Source organism: Nocardioides proteolyticus (assembly GCF_051280635.3).
In the GTDB taxonomy this organism is placed as follows: domain Bacteria; phylum Actinomycetota; class Actinomycetes; order Propionibacteriales; family Nocardioidaceae; genus Nocardioides.
This window is the reverse complement of sequence record NZ_JBNBPO030000003.1, coordinates 177,701-195,639: the sequence shown is the minus strand read 5'-3', so window position 1 is coordinate 195,639 and position 17,939 is coordinate 177,701. Positions and strand designations below refer to the sequence as shown.

13 protein-coding genes are annotated in these 17,939 nt (G+C 73.0%); 4 read left to right on the top strand and 9 right to left on the bottom strand.

Translation table 11 applies throughout. The annotated features are described in order from the left end of the window. Positions 1-673: FHA domain-containing protein (locus ACPOLA_RS03290; RefSeq protein WP_435768959.1), on the top strand; the 673-nt coding region annotated here is incomplete at its 5' end. Between the two features lie 100 nt (positions 674-773). Here the strand turns inward: ACPOLA_RS03290 and ACPOLA_RS03285 are convergent. The 4 genes from ACPOLA_RS03285 to ACPOLA_RS03270 all read right to left on the bottom strand — a co-directional run bounded on the left by ACPOLA_RS03285 (position 774) and on the right by ACPOLA_RS03270 (position 9,890). Continuing rightward, entirely contained in the window at positions 774-2,783 is a 2,010-nt protein-coding gene (locus ACPOLA_RS03285; protein ID WP_435768958.1) for a cation:proton antiporter, read from the bottom strand. Positions 2,784-2,915: 132 nt separating this feature from the next. Next, on the bottom strand, positions 2,916-3,983 hold the full coding sequence (locus tag ACPOLA_RS03280; RefSeq protein WP_435768957.1) for an ABC transporter permease: 1,068 nt from the start codon (positions 3,981-3,983) through the stop codon (positions 2,916-2,918). 5 nt (positions 3,984-3,988) lie between these two features. Next, entirely contained in the window at positions 3,989-4,888 is a 900-nt protein-coding gene (locus ACPOLA_RS03275; RefSeq protein ID WP_435768956.1) for an ABC transporter ATP-binding protein, read from the bottom strand. Between the two features lie 43 nt (positions 4,889-4,931). Next, complete coding sequence (locus ACPOLA_RS03270) at positions 4,932-9,890, bottom strand: NAD-glutamate dehydrogenase (RefSeq protein WP_435768955.1); 4,959 nt, start codon at positions 9,888-9,890, stop codon at positions 4,932-4,934. Between the two features lie 155 nt (positions 9,891-10,045). Between ACPOLA_RS03270 and ACPOLA_RS03265 the strand changes: the two genes are divergently transcribed. Further along, the gene (locus ACPOLA_RS03265; protein ID WP_435768954.1) at positions 10,046-10,528 is read left to right on the top strand and encodes a DUF2505 domain-containing protein; all 483 of its coding nucleotides are present in this window, start codon (positions 10,046-10,048) and stop codon (positions 10,526-10,528) included. Here ACPOLA_RS03265 and ACPOLA_RS03260 read toward each other — a convergent pair. The 3 genes from ACPOLA_RS03260 to ACPOLA_RS03250 form a co-directional block, all read right to left on the bottom strand. Further along, on the bottom strand, positions 10,525-10,743 hold the full coding sequence (locus ACPOLA_RS03260; RefSeq protein ID WP_435768953.1) for a hypothetical protein: 219 nt from the start codon (positions 10,741-10,743) through the stop codon (positions 10,525-10,527). The genes ACPOLA_RS03265 and ACPOLA_RS03260 overlap by 4 nt on opposite strands. A gap of 26 nt (positions 10,744-10,769) precedes the next feature. Next, entirely contained in the window at positions 10,770-12,407 is a 1,638-nt protein-coding gene (pruA, locus tag ACPOLA_RS03255) for an L-glutamate gamma-semialdehyde dehydrogenase (RefSeq protein WP_435768952.1), read from the bottom strand. A 249-nt stretch (positions 12,408-12,656) separates the two neighbouring features. Next, the gene (locus ACPOLA_RS03250) at positions 12,657-14,117 is read right to left on the bottom strand and encodes a WS/DGAT/MGAT family O-acyltransferase (RefSeq protein ID WP_435768951.1); all 1,461 of its coding nucleotides are present in this window, start codon (positions 14,115-14,117) and stop codon (positions 12,657-12,659) included. Between the two features lie 132 nt (positions 14,118-14,249). Here ACPOLA_RS03250 and ACPOLA_RS03245 point away from each other — a divergent pair, with 132 nt between their 5' ends. Next, positions 14,250-14,627, top strand: coding sequence for a cupredoxin domain-containing protein (locus ACPOLA_RS03245; protein ID WP_435768950.1), 378 nt, complete (start codon positions 14,250-14,252; stop codon positions 14,625-14,627). A 22-nt stretch (positions 14,628-14,649) separates the two neighbouring features. Then, positions 14,650-15,969, top strand: a complete 1,320-nt coding sequence (locus ACPOLA_RS03240; RefSeq protein WP_435768949.1) for a hypothetical protein — start codon at positions 14,650-14,652, stop codon at positions 15,967-15,969. Here the strand turns inward: ACPOLA_RS03240 and ACPOLA_RS03235 are convergent. Both ACPOLA_RS03235 and ACPOLA_RS03230 read right to left on the bottom strand, forming a co-directional pair. Next, positions 15,959-17,227: a CpaE/TadZ family protein gene (locus ACPOLA_RS03235; RefSeq protein ID WP_435768948.1), complete on the bottom strand. Its 1,269-nt coding sequence runs from the start codon at positions 17,225-17,227 to the stop codon at positions 15,959-15,961. The genes ACPOLA_RS03240 and ACPOLA_RS03235 overlap by 11 nt on opposite strands. Before the next feature lie 7 nt (positions 17,228-17,234). Beyond that, positions 17,235-17,933, bottom strand: coding sequence for a hypothetical protein (locus tag ACPOLA_RS03230; protein ID WP_435768947.1), 699 nt, complete (start codon positions 17,931-17,933; stop codon positions 17,235-17,237). Between the last annotated feature and the right edge of the window lie 6 nt (positions 17,934-17,939).

The following is a 17,939-nucleotide window of genomic DNA, read 5'->3' as shown; positions in this document are numbered from 1 at the left end:
GCCACCGGCCGCGCCGCCAGCCCCGGCGCCCGAGCCCGCTGCGGCCCCGGCCGGCCGGCCCCTGCCGCCGACCCCGGCCGACGAGCACGTCAGCTTCCAGTCCGTGTTGATCAGCGAGGTCGACGAGGACGTCGACGACTTCGAGCCGCTGCCGATCGTCGAGAGCCCGGAGCAGGTCCTCGAGGACGGCCCTCAGGAGCAGGTGCGCGGGGTCTACTGCAAGAACCGGCACTTCAACGACCCGCGCGTCCTGTTCTGCGGCGTGTGCGGCATCAACATGGTGCAGCAGACGCCGGTGCTCGTCGAGGGCCCCCGGCCGCCGCTCGGCGTCCTGGTCCTCGACGACGGCTCGGTCTTCCAGCTCGACACGCCCTACCTGCTGGGCCGCGACCCGAGCGGTGACGAGCGAATCGGGTCGGGCGAGTTCCGGCCGCTGCCGATCATCGACCAGTCCAACCAGGTCTCCCGCGTCCACGCCCGCCTGGAGCTGCGCGGCTGGGACGTGGTCCTGGTCGACAACAACTCGACCAACGGGACGTTCGTGCACGCGCCGAAGGCACCGGACTGGATCCGGATGGCGCCGGGCGCCGAGCAGGTGCTCGTGCAGGGCACCCGGGTCCGGATCGGTCACCGCACGCTGGCGTTCAACACCCACGCCGGCGCGACGAGCTGACCTCAGGAGTCACAGCACCCGGCCGGTTCCTGCACTGCTCGGGCATTGCAACGGTGCGAGGTGCAGGAATCACCGGTTGACCGGTGATTCCTGCGGCCGCTCACGCCGGCTCGGACACCGTCCCCACGTCGACGGTGGTGAAGTCCACGGGAGCGGCGTCGAGCTCGGCGCGCACCCGGATCCCGCTCGTGCCGGTGATCCCGTACGCCGCCAGCTCGATGGGTACGGCGGAGAGCGGGTCCGCGTCACCGGCCGGCTCCGCGAGCCGCACGCCCCGACCCGACAGGGCGCTGCGCACGGCGGCGAGCCGTCGGCCGCCGTCGCCGCGGAGCTCGAGGGTGGTGCCGCGGGCGGCCGCCAGCCGGGCGCCGAGGACCGTCGCGGCCTCGGCGTCGGTGTCGCCGCTCCAGTGCACGACGACGCCTGCGTCGGGGTCGAAGGCGGGCGTGCCGGCGGTGACGACGGCCACGGGTGACTCGTTCGCCGCGACCACGGCGTCCAGGGAGGGGTCGTCGGACCAGGCCAGCAGCCCCTGCGGCCGGACGGCACCGACGAGCTCGACCAGGTCCTGCCCCACGTCACCGCTGGGGTGGGCGATGACCCGGACGGGGATGTCCAGCTGCTCGCCGCGGTGCACGAGCGCCTGCTGCCGCTCCATCGCCTCCGCCATCTCGGCCAGCTCCAGGGAGAGCCCGCTGCCCACCTCGAGCGGCCGGCCCTGCGGCTGCAGGTCGGCCACCACGATCTCGGCGGGGCGGGCGCCCGCGAGCTGGGCGGCGGCGAGCTCGACGAGGACGGCGTTGTCCTGCCCGGTGCGGGCGAGGACCAGCATCCGGTCGACCGCCTCCTCGCCCAGCGCCGCTCGCTCGGCCTCCGCGATGTCGCGGGCGACCCGGCGTGCGGGGTAGGCGAAGGACAGCAGCGGCCCGGTCATCACCGTGGTGACGAGCGCCATGACGACCATCATGGTGAAGAGCTCCTGGCTGAGCAGCCCCAGCTCGAGGCCGACGTTGAGGATCACCAGCTCGGTGAGGCCTCGGGTGTTCATCAGGATCCCGAGGGCGTTGGACTGCCAGTGCGGCACGCCCGCGCTGCGCGCGCCGACGTAGGCGCCGAGGTACTTGCCGACGATGGCGACGGCGAGGATGCCGGCGAGCTGGACGAGGTTCTCCAGGCTCAGCCCGCGGAGATCCACCTTGAGGCCGGAGACGAGGAAGAAGACCGGGAGCAGGAGCAGCACCGACAGCTGCTCGAGCCGCACCAGGATCTCGTGCCGCAGCTTGGCTGCGTCCTCGTGCGGCAGGATCGCGCCGAAGAGGAAGGCGCCGAAGATGTAGTGGACGCCGAGGTACTCGGTCGCGGCGGCGAAGAGCAGCAGCCCGATGAGCACGATCGAGAGGATCGCCGGGGTCAGCTCGCCGGCCCTGCGGTACATCGAGGTGAGCCGGGTCAGCATCGGCCGGACGACGAAGATGGCGACCGCGGCGAACGGGATCGCCAGGTAGATCACCCAGCCGGGCCCGTGCCCGTGGTCGCCCGCGCCGCCGCCCGCGAGACCCACCACCACCGCGAGCAGGGTCCAGGCGAGGATGTCGTCGGTGGCGGCACAGGCCAGGGCGAGTCCCCCGGTCTCCGTGCGGTGCATCCGGCGGTCGGTGAGGATCCGCGCCAGCACGGGGAAGGCGGTGATGGACATCGCCGCGCCCAGGAAGAGCGCGAACGGCACGAAGTCGGCGCCGGCGGGCCGGAGGTCGTCGAGCAGGTGGGCCAGCCCGAACCCCATCGAGAAGGGCAGCGCGATCGAGGCCACGGAGACCGACGCGGCGACCCGGCCGCGTCCCTTCACCAGGGACACGTCGAGCTCGAGACCCACGACGAACATGAAGAGGACCAGGCCGATGCTCGCCAGGAGGGAGAGGAACGGCCGGGTGTCGAGCGGGAACAGGCTCTCGCTGATCTCGGGGCCGAGGAGGCTCGGACCGAGCAGCACTCCGGCGAAGATCTCCCCCACCACCGGCGGGATGCCGACCCTGCCCGCCGCGACGCCGGCGAGCCGAGCCACGACGATGATCAGCGCGAGCTGGGCGAGGATCACGGTGATGTCGTACAAGGAGGGGCCTCTCGGTCGAGCGCGTCCAGACCGGCGCGGCGCGACGCCCCGGCCCTGCGGTGCAGGGGAACCCTATTGGCCGCGGCCGGACGGCGCGCGGGAAACGCGGTGATGTGACGGGGTCCCGCCCCCTCAGGTGGTCTCCCACCGGAACAGGCGCGCCGCGAGCAGCGTCACCACGACGGCGAACCCGGCGAGGATCGCCATGGGGAGCACCGCGGCAGCGGGCCCCTCACCGCGGACGAGCACGTCGAGCATCCCCTCGTTGAGGTGCTTGAGCGGGAGCAGGTCCGAGACTCGCTGGAGCCAGCGAGGCGCCGCGTCGAGCGGGAAGAACGAGCCGCTGAGGAAGGCCATCGGCAGCACGAAGAAGTTCGCCATGTTGACCGCGCCCTCGGTGGTCTTCGCGACGGCGCCGGCCAGCAGGCCCAGCGCCATGAAGCACAGCGTGCCGACCACCAGCAGCGGGATCGCCATCCACCACGAGCCGGTGAGCGTCAGGCCGAAGGCGGCGGCGCCGAGGCCCAGGAAGATCACCATCTGGACCAGCGCGACGACGAGGGTGACCGCCACCCGAGCCGCCACGATGGTCCGGGTCGACACCGGGGCGAGCTGGAGCCGACGGAGCAGCTTGCTCTGCCGCCAGCCCTGGAGGGTCGCCGCGGCGCCGAACGCCGCGCTCATCGCGACCGCCCACCCGAGCAGGCCCGGCGTGACGAACTGGATGGTGGTCAGCGAGTCGTCCTCCACCCGCTCGGTCACCAGCGAGTACGACGGCGGCCGGCCGCTCGCGGCCACGTTGGCGCCGTCGACGAAGGCTCGCAGCGTGCCTTGGGTGATCGCGGCCTTCACCTGCTCGGTCTGGGTGTAGTGCGCGATCAGCCGGTCGCCCCGCTGCTCCAGCGCGACGTCCGCGTCGCCCTTGCGGACCTGCTCGAGCGCGGCGTCGCGGTCGTCGGTCTCGGTGACCTCGAAGGTGGTCTCGAACGCCTCCCGCGCGTCGTCGGGGAGCCGCTCGACCAGCGGCACCGAGCCGACCTTGACCAGGTCGACCTGCGACTGGTCCTGGTCGGCGAAGAGGCCGCCGAAGAGCACGAGGAACATCAGCGGGAAGATCACCGCGAAGAACACCGCCGCGCGGTCGCGGACGAAGCCCCGCATGATGGCGACGGAGAGGGCCCAGAAGGCGGAGTGCCTCATCGCCGCTACGCCCGGTACTCGCGGCCGGTCAGCGCGAGGAAGACGTCCTCGAGGGTGCCGGTCTGCACCCGCACCCCGTCGAGGCGGTCCTGCCGGGCGAGGCTGCCGACCACGCCGGCGGGGTCGCGGGTGGTGAGGACGACGCCCTCGGCCGTCTCGGACGCCTCGAGCACGCCCGGGACCGCGGCGGCGTCCGCGGTGGTCAGCGCGCCGGCCGCGACGGTGATCCGGGTGGGGGCGTCGAGACCGCGGACCAGCGCCGAAGGCGTGTCGTAGCGGAGGATCCGTCCGCGGTCCATCACCGCCACCCGGTCACAGAGCACCTCGGCCTCGTCCATGTAGTGGGTGGTCAGCACCACGGTGCGCCCGGCCTCGTTCAGGCCGGACAGCAGGTCCCACAGGTTGCGCCGGGCCTGGGGGTCGAGGGCGGCGGTCGGCTCGTCGAGGAAGACCAGCTCGGGGCCGTGCACGAGGGCGCACGCGATGGAGAGTCGCTGTCCCTGCCCACCGGAGAGGTCCTCGACGCGGGTGTCGGCCTTGTCCCCGAGCCCGACCCGGTCGAGCCACTCGTCGGCGGTCCGGGGCGCGACGTCGTACAGCGAGGCGAAGGTGTGGATCTGCTCGCGCGCGGTGAGCCGCTCGAAGAACGAGGAGGCCTGCAGCTGGACGCCGATCCGTCGCTGGAGCCGGCGGTTGCGGGGCCAGACCGGCTCCCCCAGCACCTCGACGGTGCCGGCGTCGGGCCGGCGGAGACCCTCGACCATCTCCAGCAGGGTGGTCTTGCCGGCCCCGTTCGGGCCGAGCACGCCGACGAACTCGCCCTCGGCGACGTCGAGGGAGACGTCCGCGACCGCGGTCAGGTCGCCGTAGGTCTTGGTCAGGTCACGCACCGAGATGGCAGCCACGTGCGACAGGCTAGGGCAACTGGTCCAGACCGCCGCGGGCGGTCTACGCCAGCAGCCCCCGGACGACGCGCAGCCCGACGGAGACCTTCGCCAGGTCGGCCGGCTCCTCCTCGCACACCGCCCGCAACGCGCCCACCGCGTTGTCGACGACACCGCCGGCCTGCTCCTCCCAGGCGGCGACCCGCCGCACCGCGGCGTCCCGCGGATCCTCGCCTCCGTCACCCGCGTCCGCGCTGGTGTCGCGCAGCACCTGCCCCGTCAGCTGGGCGTGCACGCTGTGCAGGTCGTCGCGGAGGGAGGCGCGCGCCATCGTCTGCCACTGGTCGGCGCGCGGCAGGTCGACGATCCGCTGCTGGAGGACCGAGAGGCCGAGCCGCTCGCCCAGCGCGAAGTGGACCCGGGCGACCTCGGATGGCGGCAGCTCCTCGCGGTTGGCGATCTCGACGACGTTCAACAGCGCGTAGGCCACGTCGTACGACGCCACCCGCGTCGCGAGGTCCTCGGGCACGTCCTGCGAGAGCAGCCAGCGGCGCCGGCGCTCGTAGGCCTCGAGCTCAGCTCCGGTGAGCAGGTCCGGCAGCTCGAGCATCGTGTCCTGGACGGGACCGGCGAACAGGTCGACGGTCGCCTGGCTGTCCAGGGGCGGGCGCCGGTTGGTGAGCAGCCAGCGCGAGGCCCGCTCGACCAGGGTGCGCATCTCGACCCGCATCCGGGTCTGCACCGAGGCGTCGAGCACGTTGTCGAACTGCGCCAGCTCGTTGCGCAGCGGCAGCGACCCGAAGATCTCCCGCGCGACGAAGTTGGCGCGGGTGAGCTCGGCCGCGCTCGCCCCGGTCTCGCCCGCCAGCCGCGGCCAGTAGGTCATGCCGGCGCCGTTGACCAGGTCGTTGACGACCTGCGTCACGATGATCTCCCGGCGCAGCGGATGCTCGCCGATCTGCCGGCGGAAGCCGTCCTGGACCGGCTGGGGGAAGTAGGACTCGAGGTCCAGGGTGAGGTAGGGGTCCTCGGGCAGGTCGGAGGCGAGCAGCTCCTCGGCGAGCACGATCTTGGTGTAGGCCATCAGCACGGCGAGCTCGGGCTGGGTGAGCGCTCCCCCGGCCTCGAGACGGCGCCGCACCTCCTTGGTGTCGGGCAGCGCCTCGAGGTGGCGGTCGAGCAGCCCCTGCGCCGCGAGGTCGCGCATCCACTGCTCGTGCACGTGGAGCAGCGACGGCGCGTTCTTCGCCGCGTTGGCCAGCGCCAGGTTCTGCTCGTAGTTGTCGCGCAGCACCAGCTCGGCGACCTCGTCGGTCATCGAGGCGAGCAGGGTGTTGCGCTGCTTGCGGGTGAGGTCGCCGTCGGCGACGACCCGGTCGAGCAGGATCTTGAGGTTCACCTCGTGGTCGGAAGTGTCCACGCCGGCGGAGTTGTCGATGAAGTCGGTGTTGATCCGCCCGCCGTTGACGGCGTACTCGATGCGGCCGCGCTGGGTGAAGCCCAGGTTGCCGCCCTCGCCGACGCAGCGCACCCGCAGGTCGCCGCCGTCGACCCGGATCGCGTCGTTGGCCTTGTCGCCGGCGTCGCCGTGGCTCTCGGTGGACGCCTTGACGTAGGTGCCGATGCCGCCGTTCCAGAGCAGGTCGACCGGGGCCAGGAGGATCGCCCGCATCAGCTCCGCCGGCGTCATCCGCTCGACGTGCCCGGCGATGCCGAGGGAGGCGCGGACCTGCCGCGAGACCGGGATCGACTTGGCCGAGCGGGGGAACACGCCCCCGCCCTCGGAGATCAGGCTCTTGTCGTAGTCGCGCCAGCTCGACCGCGGCAGCTCGAACAGCCGCCGCCGCTCGACGTAGGACGCCGCGGCGTCTGGCTCGGGGTCCAGGAAGATGTCGCGGTGGTCGAAGGCCGCGACGAGCCGGATGTGCTCCGAGCAGAGCATCCCGTTGCCGAAGACGTCGCCGGACATGTCGCCGACGCCGACCACGGTGATGTCCTCGGCCTGGCAGTCGACACCCATCTCCCGGAAGTGCCGCCGTACCGAGACCCACGCCCCCCGGGCGGTGATGCCCATCGCCTTGTGGTCGTAGCCGACCGAGCCGCCGCTGGCGAACGCGTCGCCGAGCCAGAAGCGGTAGTCGGCGGCCACGCCGTTGGCGATGTCGGAGAAGGTCGCGGTGCCCTTGTCGGCGGCGACGACGAGATAGGCGTCGTCGCCGTCGTGCCGTACGACGCGGGGCGGGGGCACCGTGTCGCGGCTGCCCTCGCCGACGAGGTTGTCGGTGACGTCGAGCAGGCCGCGGATGAAGGTGGTGTAGCAGGCGATCCCCTCCGCCAGCCACGCCTCCCGGTCGGCCGGGTCCGGCAGCTGCTTGGCGTAGAAGCCGCCCTTGGCCCCGACCGGGACGATCACGGTGTTCTTCACCATCTGCGCCTTGACCAGGCCCAGGATCTCGGTGCGGAAGTCGTCGCGCCGGTCCGACCAGCGCAGCCCGCCCCGGGCGACGGCGCCGAACCGCAGGTGCACCCCCTCCACGCGGGGCGAGTAGACGAAGATCTCGAACCTCGGCCGCGGCTCCGGCAGGTCCGGGATCGCCGACGGCTCCAGCTTGAGCGAGAGGTAGGGCTTGTGGTGCCGGCGCCCGCTGTCCGGGTCGTCGTCCCCGTGCTGGAAGTAGTTGGTGCGCAGCGTCGCCTGGATGTGGGTGAGGTAGGACCGCAGGATCCGGTCGTGGTCGAGACTGACCACGTCGTCCAGCGCCGTCCGGACCCGGTCGACGATCCGCTCCTCCCGCTCGGCGCGGCCGTCGGCCGCGTCGGGGTCGAACCGGGTCTCGAAGAGCTGGACGAGCAACCGGGCCAGGTCGACGTTGTCGACCAGCGCCTGCTCGATCGAGTCGACGGCGAACGGGCTGTTGCCCTGCTTCATGTACTTCGCATAGGCGCGCAGCAGCATCGCCTGCCGCCAGGTCAGCTCGGCGCGCAGCACCAGCCGGTTGAAGCCGTCGGTCTCGGTGAAGCCGTCCCACATCGCCCGCAGCGCGTCGGAGAACAGCTCGCGGGCGTGCTCGGGCAGGGCGCCGGAGTAGCGCAGCCCGAAGTCGTAGACGTGCGTCGTCCGCGGCAGCCCGGTGAGGCCGTAGGGCCGCTCGTCGACCACCTCCACGCCCATCGACGACAGCATCGGCAGCACGGTGGAGAGCGACAGCGGATCACCGATCCGGTACAGCTTGAGCCGCGCCTCGCCCTCCTCGGCGTCGAGGTCGGCGTACAGCGACTGGTCGAGGCCGCTGTCGCCCTCGATGCCCTCCACCCGGCCCAGGTCGACCGCCGCCGTGCGCGGGCTGAAGTCCTCCTTGTACGCCTCCGGGAAGGCGTCGAGGTAGCGACGGCCGAGCAGGGCTCCCGTCTCCTCGCCGTACTCGGCGAGGACCGCCTGGAGGAAGTCCTCCTGCCAGGACCGGGAGGCGTCGACGAGGCGCCGCTCGAGGTCGGCGGTGTCGATGTCGTCGGGGATCAGCTCACCCTTGGGAAGCCGCACGACGAGGTGCACCCGGGCGGTCGTCGACTCGTTGATGCTGACGTTGAACTCGACCGACTCCGGTCCGACCCGGCCCCTGCCGATCTGCTCGGTCAGGATCCGCACGAACTTCTGGCGGACGCCGGTGTTGTAGCGGTCGCGCGGGAGGTAGACCAGCACCGACAGGTAGCGGCCGTAGGTGTCGCGCCGGATGAAGAGCCGGACCGCCCGGCGTTCGCGGGCACGCATCGCCGCCTCGGCGATCGGGGCGAGCTCGTCGACCGGGGTGTGGAACAGCTCGTCGCGCGGATAGGTCTCGAGAGTGTCCAGCAGGGCGCTGCCGTCATGGCTCTGCGGGTCGAGGCCGCTGCGGCGCATCACCTCGTCGACCTTCTCCCGCAGCAGCGGGATCCGCAGCAGCGACTCGGTGTAGGCCGCGCTCGAGAGCAGGCCGAGGAAGCGACGCTCGCCGACCACCTGGCCGTCGGGACCGAAGGTCTTCACCCCGACGTAGTCCAGGTACGCCGGGCGGTGCACCGTCGCCCTCGAGTTGGCCTTCGCCAGCACGAGCAGCTGCTTCTCCCGCGCCTTGGCCTGGACCGCCTTCGGCAGCCGGCTGAACGCGACGGACTCCGCGGCCTGCCCCGGCTTCTCCCGGAGGATCCCGAGGCCGCTCCCGGGCACCGGCCGCAGGACGTCCTCCGTGCCCGAGCCGTCCTCGACGGTGTCCAGGAGGTACTCCCGGTAGCCGAGGAAGGTGAAGTGCTCGTCGGCGAGCCAGGCGAGGAGCGCGCCCGCCTGCCGGACCTCCTCCGCGTCCAGCGGCGGGGGGTCGTCGTGCAGGCCCTTCACGATCTCCTGCACCCGCGTCTGCATGTGCGACCAGTCGTCGACGGCCGCGCGCACGTCGGCCAGCACCCGGCGGATCTCGACGGCCACCTGGTCGGGGTCGTCGGCACCCGTCCCGCTGAGCCGGCCGGTCTCGATGTGCATCCACGACTCCCGCACGGCGCCCTCGGCCGGCGCGGCCGAGCCGCTGACCACGGGCTCGACGGAGGTCAGCCGCCCCGCCTCGTCGCGGCGTACGTCGAAGGTCGGGTGCACCACCACGTGCACGTCGTGGACCTGGCGCGCCAGCTCCATCGTCAGGGAGTCGACCAGGAACGGCATGTCCTCGACGACGACCTCGACGACCGAGTGGCCGGCCGCCGACCACCCGTGCTCGGCCACGGTGGGGGTGAACACGCGCACCTTCGCGTCGCCCGCCGTCCGCCGGTGGGCGAGGTGGTGGTGGGACGCGAAGGCGCCGTAGACGTCGATGGCGCTGCGGGCGGCCAGGTCCTCGGTGGCGACGTGCCGGTAGTAGGCCGGCAGCAGCTCGCGGAGCGACTCGCGCGGCGGGCCGCCGCTGCCCTTGGGCGGTCCGGCCGCGGCCGCGGCCTGCTCGAAGATCCGGTCACGGTCCGCCCCCGTCGTGGAGGCCTGTAGCGTCGTCGTTGACACGACTTTGACAGTAGGGCCGCGCTGCACGGGCGACAACCGGGCACGGCCACGACGCGGCGGTCGCAACCGTTTCGTGATGCGCCACAATGGCCGGACGACGAATCGACCGGCCGCGGAGCGTTCCCGGGTCGGCCTGGCTGAAGGGAGACCGCCTGATGGCGACGCGCCTGGTCCACGAGATGGTGTACGACGCGCCGGCCGATGCCGTCGCGGCGATGCTCTCCGACCCGAAGTTCCGCGAGGAGGTGTGCGTCGCGGTCAACGCGACCACCTTCACCGTGACGATCGACGGTGGTGTCGACGCCAAGGACGTCACCATCGACATGGAGCAGCCGACCGACCGGATCCCCTCCTTCGCCAAGAAGTTCGTGGGCGAGACCACCAACGTGGTGCAGAAGGAGAAGTGGACGAGCCCGACGCACGGCGAGGTCACGGTCACCATCCCGGGCAAGCCGGGCGAGATGCGCGGCACCGCGACCCTGGTCGAGAAGGACGGCGTGACGACGGAGCTGGTCGACATGGAGATCAAGGTCAAGATCCCGCTCGTCGGCGGCAAGATCGAGGACCTGCTGGCCAAGCTGCTCAAGAGCGCGCTGAACGCCGAGCACCGGACCGGCCGGGACTACCTCAGCCGCTAACGGGGCTCCGCGTCGGGACCGGGGTCCGCCGCCCCGGCGCCGCCCTCGGCCGCCACGCCCCCGTTCTCCTCGGTGCCGGCGTGGAGGTCGGCATCGGCCTCAGCGCGGCGGCGCAGCACGATCACGATGCCCAGCACCAGGAACGGGCCGAAGGCCAGGGCGATGGTCACGGCCTGCTCCACGGGGTGGAGGGCACCCAGGTGCAGCGGGGTCATCGCCCCATCGTCGCATCAGGCCGCGCTCAGCCCATGTGGGGGTAGCGGTGGTCGGTGGGCGGCACCAGCGTCTCCTTCACCGAGCGCGGCGACGTCCAGCGCAGCAGGTTGAGCAGCGAGCCGGCCTTGTCGTTGGTGCCCGACGCGCGGCCACCCCCGAACGGCTGCTGGCCGACGACCGCCCCGGTCGGCTTGTCGTTGACGTAGAAGTTGCCGGCTGCGAACCGCAGCTCCGCGCTCGCCCAGTCGATCGCCCTGCGGTCGGTGGCCAGCACCGACCCGGTCAGCGCGTACGGCGCCGCGCCCTCGGCCTGCCGCACGACCTCCTCGAACGCGCCGGGGCCGCGGTCGTCGTACACGTGGACGACGAGGACGGGGCCGAAGTACTCCGTGGAGAACATCTCGTCGGCCGGGTCCTCGGCGACCACGATGGTCGGGCGCACGAACCAGCCGACGGAGTCGTCGGTGGTGCCGCCGGCGACGATCTCGAGCCCCGGAGTGGCACGGGCGCGCTCGATCGCGGCCGCGTGCTTGTCGAAGGCGCGCTGGTCGATGACGGCTCCGGTGAAGTTGCTGAAGTCGGTCGGGTCCCCGACCGGCAGCGCATCGGTCTCCGCGGCCAGGTCGGCGCCCATCTGCTCCCACAGCGAGCGCGGCACGTAGGCACGGGACGCCGCCGAGCACTTCTGGCCGGAGTACTCGAACGCCCCGCGGATCAGCGCCGTCCGCAGCACGGCGGGGTCCGCCGAGGGGTGCGCGATCACGAAGTCCTTGCCACCGGTCTCACCCACCAGGCGGGGGTAGCTGCGGTAGCCGGTCAGGTTGGTGCCGACCGTCTGCCACAGCCTCTGGAAGGTGGCGGTGGAGCCGGTGAAGTGGATGCCGGCGAGGTCGGGGTGGCCCAGCGCCGCCTCGGAGACGCCGATCCCGTCGCCGGGCAGCATGTTGATCACCCCCGGCGGCAGGCCCGCCTCCTCCAGCAGCTCCATGGTGAGGCTGGCCGCGAGCTGCTGCGTCGGGCTCGGCTTCCAGATCACGGTGTTGCCCATCAGCGCCGGCGCCGTGGGCAGGTTGCCGGCGATGGCGGTGAAGTTGAACGGCGTGATGGCGTAGACGAAGCCCTCGAGCGGGCGGTGGTCGGTGCGGTTCCAGACGCCGGGGCTGTTGGCGATCGGCTGCTCGGTGAGGATCTGCTTGCCGAAGTGGACGTTGAAGCGCCAGAAGTCGATCAGCTCGCACGCCGCGTCGATCTCGGCCTGGAACGGCGTCTTCGACTGCCCGAGGACCGTCGCGGCGTTGAGCCGCTGACGCCAGGGGCCGGCGAGCAGCTCGGCCGCACGGAGCAGTACGGCGGCCCGCTCGTCGTAGGGCAGCGCCCGCCACTCCGGGGCCGCGGCGCGAGCAGCGTCGATGGCGCGCTTGGCGTCGTCGGCGGTGCTGTTGCGCAGCACCCCGAGCACCTTCTGGTGTGCGTGGGGCTGGACGACGGCGATCTCCTCGCCGCCGCCGGGGACCCAGTCGCCGCCGATGTGGGCGTCGAGCTGCTTGGTGGCGGAGCCGAGGGTGGCCAGCTCCGCGGTCAGGGCGTCGCGCTCCGGGGTGCCGGGCGCATAGGTGAGGTTGGGCTCGTTGGTGGGAGCCGGGGGGAACGTGATGGCGTCCATGACGCCGACCCTACGTGCTCGATTGGGCCGAGCGCGTCCCTGTCTGGCCTGGCCGCAGCGGGGGCGGCAAGCTGCCGCCGACGCCTCTCGCCGCGCTGCCGGCCGGGCTCGATCGGGCCGAGCACGTCCCTCTCTGGCCTGGCCGCTGAGGGGGCAGCAAGCTGCCGCCGACGCCTCTCGCCGCGCTGCCGGCCGGGCTCGATCGGGCCGAGCGCGTCCCTGTCCGGCCTGGCCCGCTGGGCGGAGCGGTCAACTGGTCGAGGTGGGCTTCCGACGCCCGCGCGGCGCCCGCCGGCGGGTCGACGAGGAGAGGTCGAGCAGCTCGTCGAGCGCCTCGCGGATGCACACGCCCAGCAGGTCCGCGTCGGGGATCCGGTCGCGGTCCGCGGCGAGGCCGTAGTAGACCCCACCGTCGTAGGAGGTGACCCCGATCGCCAGCGGGTGGCCCGGCAGCAGCGGCGGCACCGGGTAGCTGGCGAGCATCCGAGCCCCGGCGGCGTACAGCGGAGCCTGCGGCCCGGGCACGTTGGTGACGGAGAGCTGGTAGCCGCGGCGCAGCTCCGTGGCGGCCACCCGGGAGCCGATCGCGTGGAAGGTGGTCGGCGCAAAACCCGCGATCCCCGCGAGCCGGTTCGCGGCGACGCTGCGGCCGGTGTCCTTGTGGGCCTGGAAGGAGTAGGAGACCTGGTGCAGCCGCACGACGGCACTCGGCTCCCCGATCGGGAGGTCGACGAAGTGGGCGGCGATCTGGCTCCCGAGCGACGTCGCCTCGAGCTCCTCGTCGATCACGGAGACCGGGACCAGCGCGCGGACCTGCCGGAGCCCGCGGAGCGACTCCGCCCGCGTCATCAGCCACGCCCGGAGCGCACCGGTGACCGTCGCGAGGATGACGTCGTTGACCGTGCCGCCGTGCACCTCCCGGATCCGCCGGTAGTCGGCGAGCCGGGTCTCGACCGTCACGACCCGGCGCTGCTGCGACAGCGGGCCGGCGATCATCCCGCGCGACCGCGGCCGGCGGCCGGTGGCTGCGGTGAGGACGGAGCGGGCCCGGCCGCTGCGCCGCTCGACCGTACGGGTGAGCGCCCGGACGCCCGTGCGGGCGGTGTCGAGCAGCGCCGCCGGGTCGGTCACGGTCTCGCGCACGGCATCCGCGAGCAGCTCCGGCGCACTGGGCGCCCGGCGGGGCGTCCAGTCGTCGGGATCGAGCGCGCGCGGCTCCGGCTGCACGTCGAGCAGGAGCTGACCCAGGTCGACGGTGTGCACACCGTCGACGAGCAGCTGGTGGGTCTTCGAGAGCACGGCCACCCGGCCGCCCTCGAGTCCCTCGACGAAGTAGATCTCCCACAGCGGACGGGTGCGGTCCAGCGGGCGGGAGACGATCCGCGACGCCAGCTCCAGCAGCTGACCGGTGCTGCCGGGCCGCGGCAGGGCCGACCGGCGCACGTGGAAGCCGAGGTCGAACCCCTCGTCGTCGACCCAGACCGGGTTGGCCAGGTGGCCCGGCACCGCCTGCAGGCGCTGGCGGTAGCGCGGGACGAACGCGATCCGGTCGCGGATCAGCTCCATCAGGGCTGCGTGGTCGAAGGCGCCGGGGCCCTCCCCTGGGTCGAAGACCTCGATCGTGGCGTTGTGCAGCGGCGTCTGCGGCGTCTCCTCGGCGAGCAACGCCAGGTCACGTGGGCGCGCCCGATCCACCACGTCGATCTCCAAGCCTTCGGACCGTATCCCCGACCTTCGGCACCTCCCCGTCCGGGCGCCTCGGGGTCACCGTGAGATTCTGGCAGAGGAAACCACCCCGACCGGATCCGGTCCAGATCGGGATCCGGCCCACGAGGAGGAACGATGCAGCGGCTGCGGATCGCCGGTGCCGTCCTGGCCGGCGCCACCGTGCTCGCCGGCGCGACGGCGTGCGGCGACGACGGGAACAGCAACGACGGGGCCGGCACCGGCGCCGACGAGCCGGTGGTCGTCGAGATCACCATCGCGGACGGCGAGGTGGAGCCGAGCGGCGAGCGGGTCGAGGTGGAGGCCGGGCAGCCCGTCGACCTCGAGGTGACCGCCGACGAGCCGGGTGCGCTGCACGTCCACGCCGACCCGGAGCAGGAGCTCCCGTACGAGGCGGGCACCACCACGATCCCGATCCAGATCGACCGACCCGGCGTGGTCGAGGTGGAGTCGCACGAGCTGGAGCAGGTCATCGTCCAGCTCGAGGTCCGATGACCCCGCGCTCGCGAGTCGCCCGGTGACCGGAGCTCCCGAGGCCCATGGCATCGGCGGATCCGCCGACCTGCCCATCCCGCTGGAGCTGGCGATCTCCGGCGCGGTCGCCGCCCTCGTGGTCTCCTTCACGGTGCTGGTCGTCGCTTGGCGCAGCCCCCGCTACACCGAGCCCGGCGGGCGGCCGGCGCCGCGGCTGCTCGACACGGTCGCCCGGTCGTCGTACACCGCGGTGGCGCTGCGGGGCGTCGGGCTGCTGCTGGCGGCGTTCACCGTGGCCTGCGCCGTGTTCGGCGAGGACTCGGTGACGAACCCGTTCTTCGGGATCGTCTACGTGTGGTGGTGGGTGGGGCTGGTCTTCGCCTCCGCCCTGCTGGGCCCGGTCTGGAAGGCGATCAGCCCGCTGCGGACGATCAACGCCGCCATCGCGCGGCTGGCGGGCAGCGACCCGGACGAGGGGATGTTCAGCTATCCCGAGCGCCTCGGGTACTGGCCGGCCGCGCTGGGCCTGTACGCCTTCGTCTGGTTCGAGCTGGTGTACCGCTACCCCACCGAGCTCGGCTCGCTGCGGCTGTGGTGTGCGGTCTACGTCGGCGTGATGCTGGTGGGGGGCGCGCTCTTCGGCAACCGCTTCTACGAGCGGGCCGACCCGTTCGAGGTCTACTCCTCGCTGGTGGCGAGGCTGTCGCCGTGGGCGGTCCACCACGACCGGCTGGTCCTCCGGAGCCCGCTGCGGAACCTGTCGACGGTGCCGGCGCTGCCGGGCCTGGTGGCCGTCGTGGCCGTGCTGTTCGGCAGCACCGCGTTCGACTCCTTCGCCGAGTCGTCGTGGTGGGTGCAGTACTACCAGGGGTCCTCGATCAGCAAGTCCGTGCTCGACAACGCCGCGCTGCTCCTCTTCTGCCTCGGTGCGGGACTGCTCTTCGCGGCAGGGAGCGCGATGACCGGCTCCGGCGGCAGCGTGCCCCGGCGGCAGCTGCCTCGGCGGTATGCGCACTCGATCGTGCCGATCATCCTCGGCTACATCGTGGCCCACTACCTGACCCTGTTCGTCGACGTGGGCACGCAGACGCTGGCGCGAGCGAGCGACCCGTTCGGGAAGGGCTGGGACATCCTCGGCACCGCGTCGGTGGAGCCGTCGTACTGGTTCTCCTACCACCCGACGGTGCTGGCCACCATCAAGGTGCTCGCCGTGGTGATCGGTCACGTCGTCGCGGCCGTCGCGGCGCACGACCGGGCGATCGCGCTGCTGCCGAAGCGCGACCAGATCACCGGGCAGCTGCCCCTGCTGCTCGTCATGGTCGGCTTCACCGCCGGCGGCCTCTACCTGCTGTTCAACGCCTAGCTCCGGAGCGGCTGCCGCCCGCGCCGGCCATCGCGTCGAGGAGCGCTGCGACACCGCGGGTGAGCGCGCCCTCCCCGGACTCGACCAGCAACCGCCCGGCGACCAGCGCGCGGTCGACCGCGGCCTGGTCGTCGGGCAGGAAGTGCACGCCGAGGGTGGCACCGAAGCCGCCGAGCATCGCCACGACGTCGGTCTCCCTCCAGCCGAGCGTCGGTCGCATCCGGTTGACCACCACCCGCAGCGACGGGTCGCCGAGCAGCTCGTGGACCTCGGTGATCGCCCGGGCCAGGCGCGCCAGGCCGACGGGGTCCGCCGACCCGACCAGCACGATCTCGTCGGCCACCTCGAGCGCCTCCCGCGTCATCCCGTTGCGCTCCGGACGGCCCAGGTCGGCAGCGGCATCGCCCTCGAGGCTGAACCCGGTGTCGACCACCACCTGTCCGTCGCGGCGCCCCCGCTCCACGACCTCGCCGAGGGTGCCGGGTCGGACCTCGACCCACCGGTCCGGGCGCGGCAGCCCCGTGACGACGCGCAGCCCGTCGGACAGCCGGCGCTGGACGGTGCCGAACCGCTCGTCGAGCGTGCCGGCCGCCGCCAGCCGGGCGGCCGCGAGGAGGCCGGACACCTCGTCGAGGATGCCGAGCTGCTGGGCGACCGCGCCGCCGTAGGGGTCGGCGTCGACGAGCAGCGTGCTCAGACCCCGCCGCGCGAGCTCCCCAGCGAGGGCGGCGGCGAGCGTCGTACGGCCGGGGGCGCCGCCGGGCCCCCACACCGCGATCACCCGACCCGCGGGTTCCGTGGGCGACGCGGCGAGGCCAGCGCCGTCGTGCGCCGGGACCGGCGGTGGGCCAGGGTCTGGGCCAGGATCTGGGCCGGGGCCGGCTCCCGCCCGGTCGGCCGGACCGGCCGAGGCCGCCGGCAGCGCCGCGACGACCGAGGCGACGTCGTCGACCCGGTCCGCCGGCAGCACCGTCACCGTCCCGATCCGGTCGGGGCGTCGCTCGGCGCCGTCGCGGTCGGTCGCGACGACGAGGGTCCGCACGCCGTGACCCGCGAGCCGGTCGACGACGGCCTGGTCGAGGCCCGGCACGTCGGCGCCGAGCACCGCGACGTCGGCCTGCCCGGTGCTCGCCGCGGCGACCAGGTCGGCCACGTCCACGCACCGCTTGAGGACCACGATGCCGGGGTGCTCGTTCAGCAGGCCGAGGGCGCGGGACTCCCAGGCGGCTCCCTGGGACACGAGGAGGACGACGATCACGACGTGCTCAGCTGTGCTGGAGGATCCGGATCACGGGCTCCTGCAGGGAGCCGAGCAGCAGCTCGAACTCCGCCGCCGTCTCGTGGTCGACGGCGACCACGAGCTGGCGCGCCCCGGTGACGGCGAAGGTGTCGTCGTAGTCCGGCGCCGCCACGACCGTCACCTCGGCCAGTGCGGGGGCGGCGGCAGGACCGCGCTGGCCACCCTGCCCGCCGCTGCCCCCGCGTGGGGTGCGGCCCGCACCGTCGGTCACCCAGACGTCGACCACCGAGCCGGTGGCCACCTCGGGCGGCACCCGGTTCGGGTCCACCTCGAGCGGCACCTGCAGCAGCCGGGCGTCGTCGGCGGAGCCGACCGCGGAGCGCGCCAGCAGCTCCCCGGCTCCGACGGCACGGGTCAGCACCAGCCCCTCCGGCACGTCCTCGTCGGCGCGGAAGTAGCGGTCGAGGTCGCGGTCGTCGGCGAACCGGACCCGGCGGACGACCAGGTCGGACTGCGTCACGGTCGAGCCGCTGCCCCGGTCGCCGGCGACCGCCCACACCGCCACCGTGTCGTCGGCGGCGGCGAGCAGGCGCGCGCCGGTCACCACCGAGGCGGTCACCAGCAGCACGCCGAGCCACAGCCTGGGGTCGCGCCAGCCCGGGCGTGCCACGCGGGTGGCAGGTGGGGGGACGGACGCGCCCGGGATCCCGAGATCTCTGGACACGCCCTC

Bases quoted from the DNA above. Each gene is read 5' to 3' on its own strand.
- ACPOLA_RS03280 (WP_435768957.1), bottom strand. From the start codon at position 3,983: ATGAGGCACTCCGCCTTCTGGGCCCTCTCCGTCGCCATCATGCGGGGC.
- ACPOLA_RS03265 (WP_435768954.1), top strand. From the start codon at position 10,046: ATGGCGACGCGCCTGGTCCACGAGATGGTGTACGACGCGCCGGCCGAT.
- ACPOLA_RS03260 (WP_435768953.1), bottom strand. From the start codon at position 10,743: ATGACCCCGCTGCACCTGGGTGCCCTCCACCCCGTGGAGCAGGCCGTG.
- pruA (WP_435768952.1), bottom strand. From the start codon at position 12,407: ATGGACGCCATCACGTTCCCCCCGGCTCCCACCAACGAGCCCAACCTC.
- ACPOLA_RS03245 (WP_435768950.1), top strand. From the start codon at position 14,250: ATGCAGCGGCTGCGGATCGCCGGTGCCGTCCTGGCCGGCGCCACCGTG.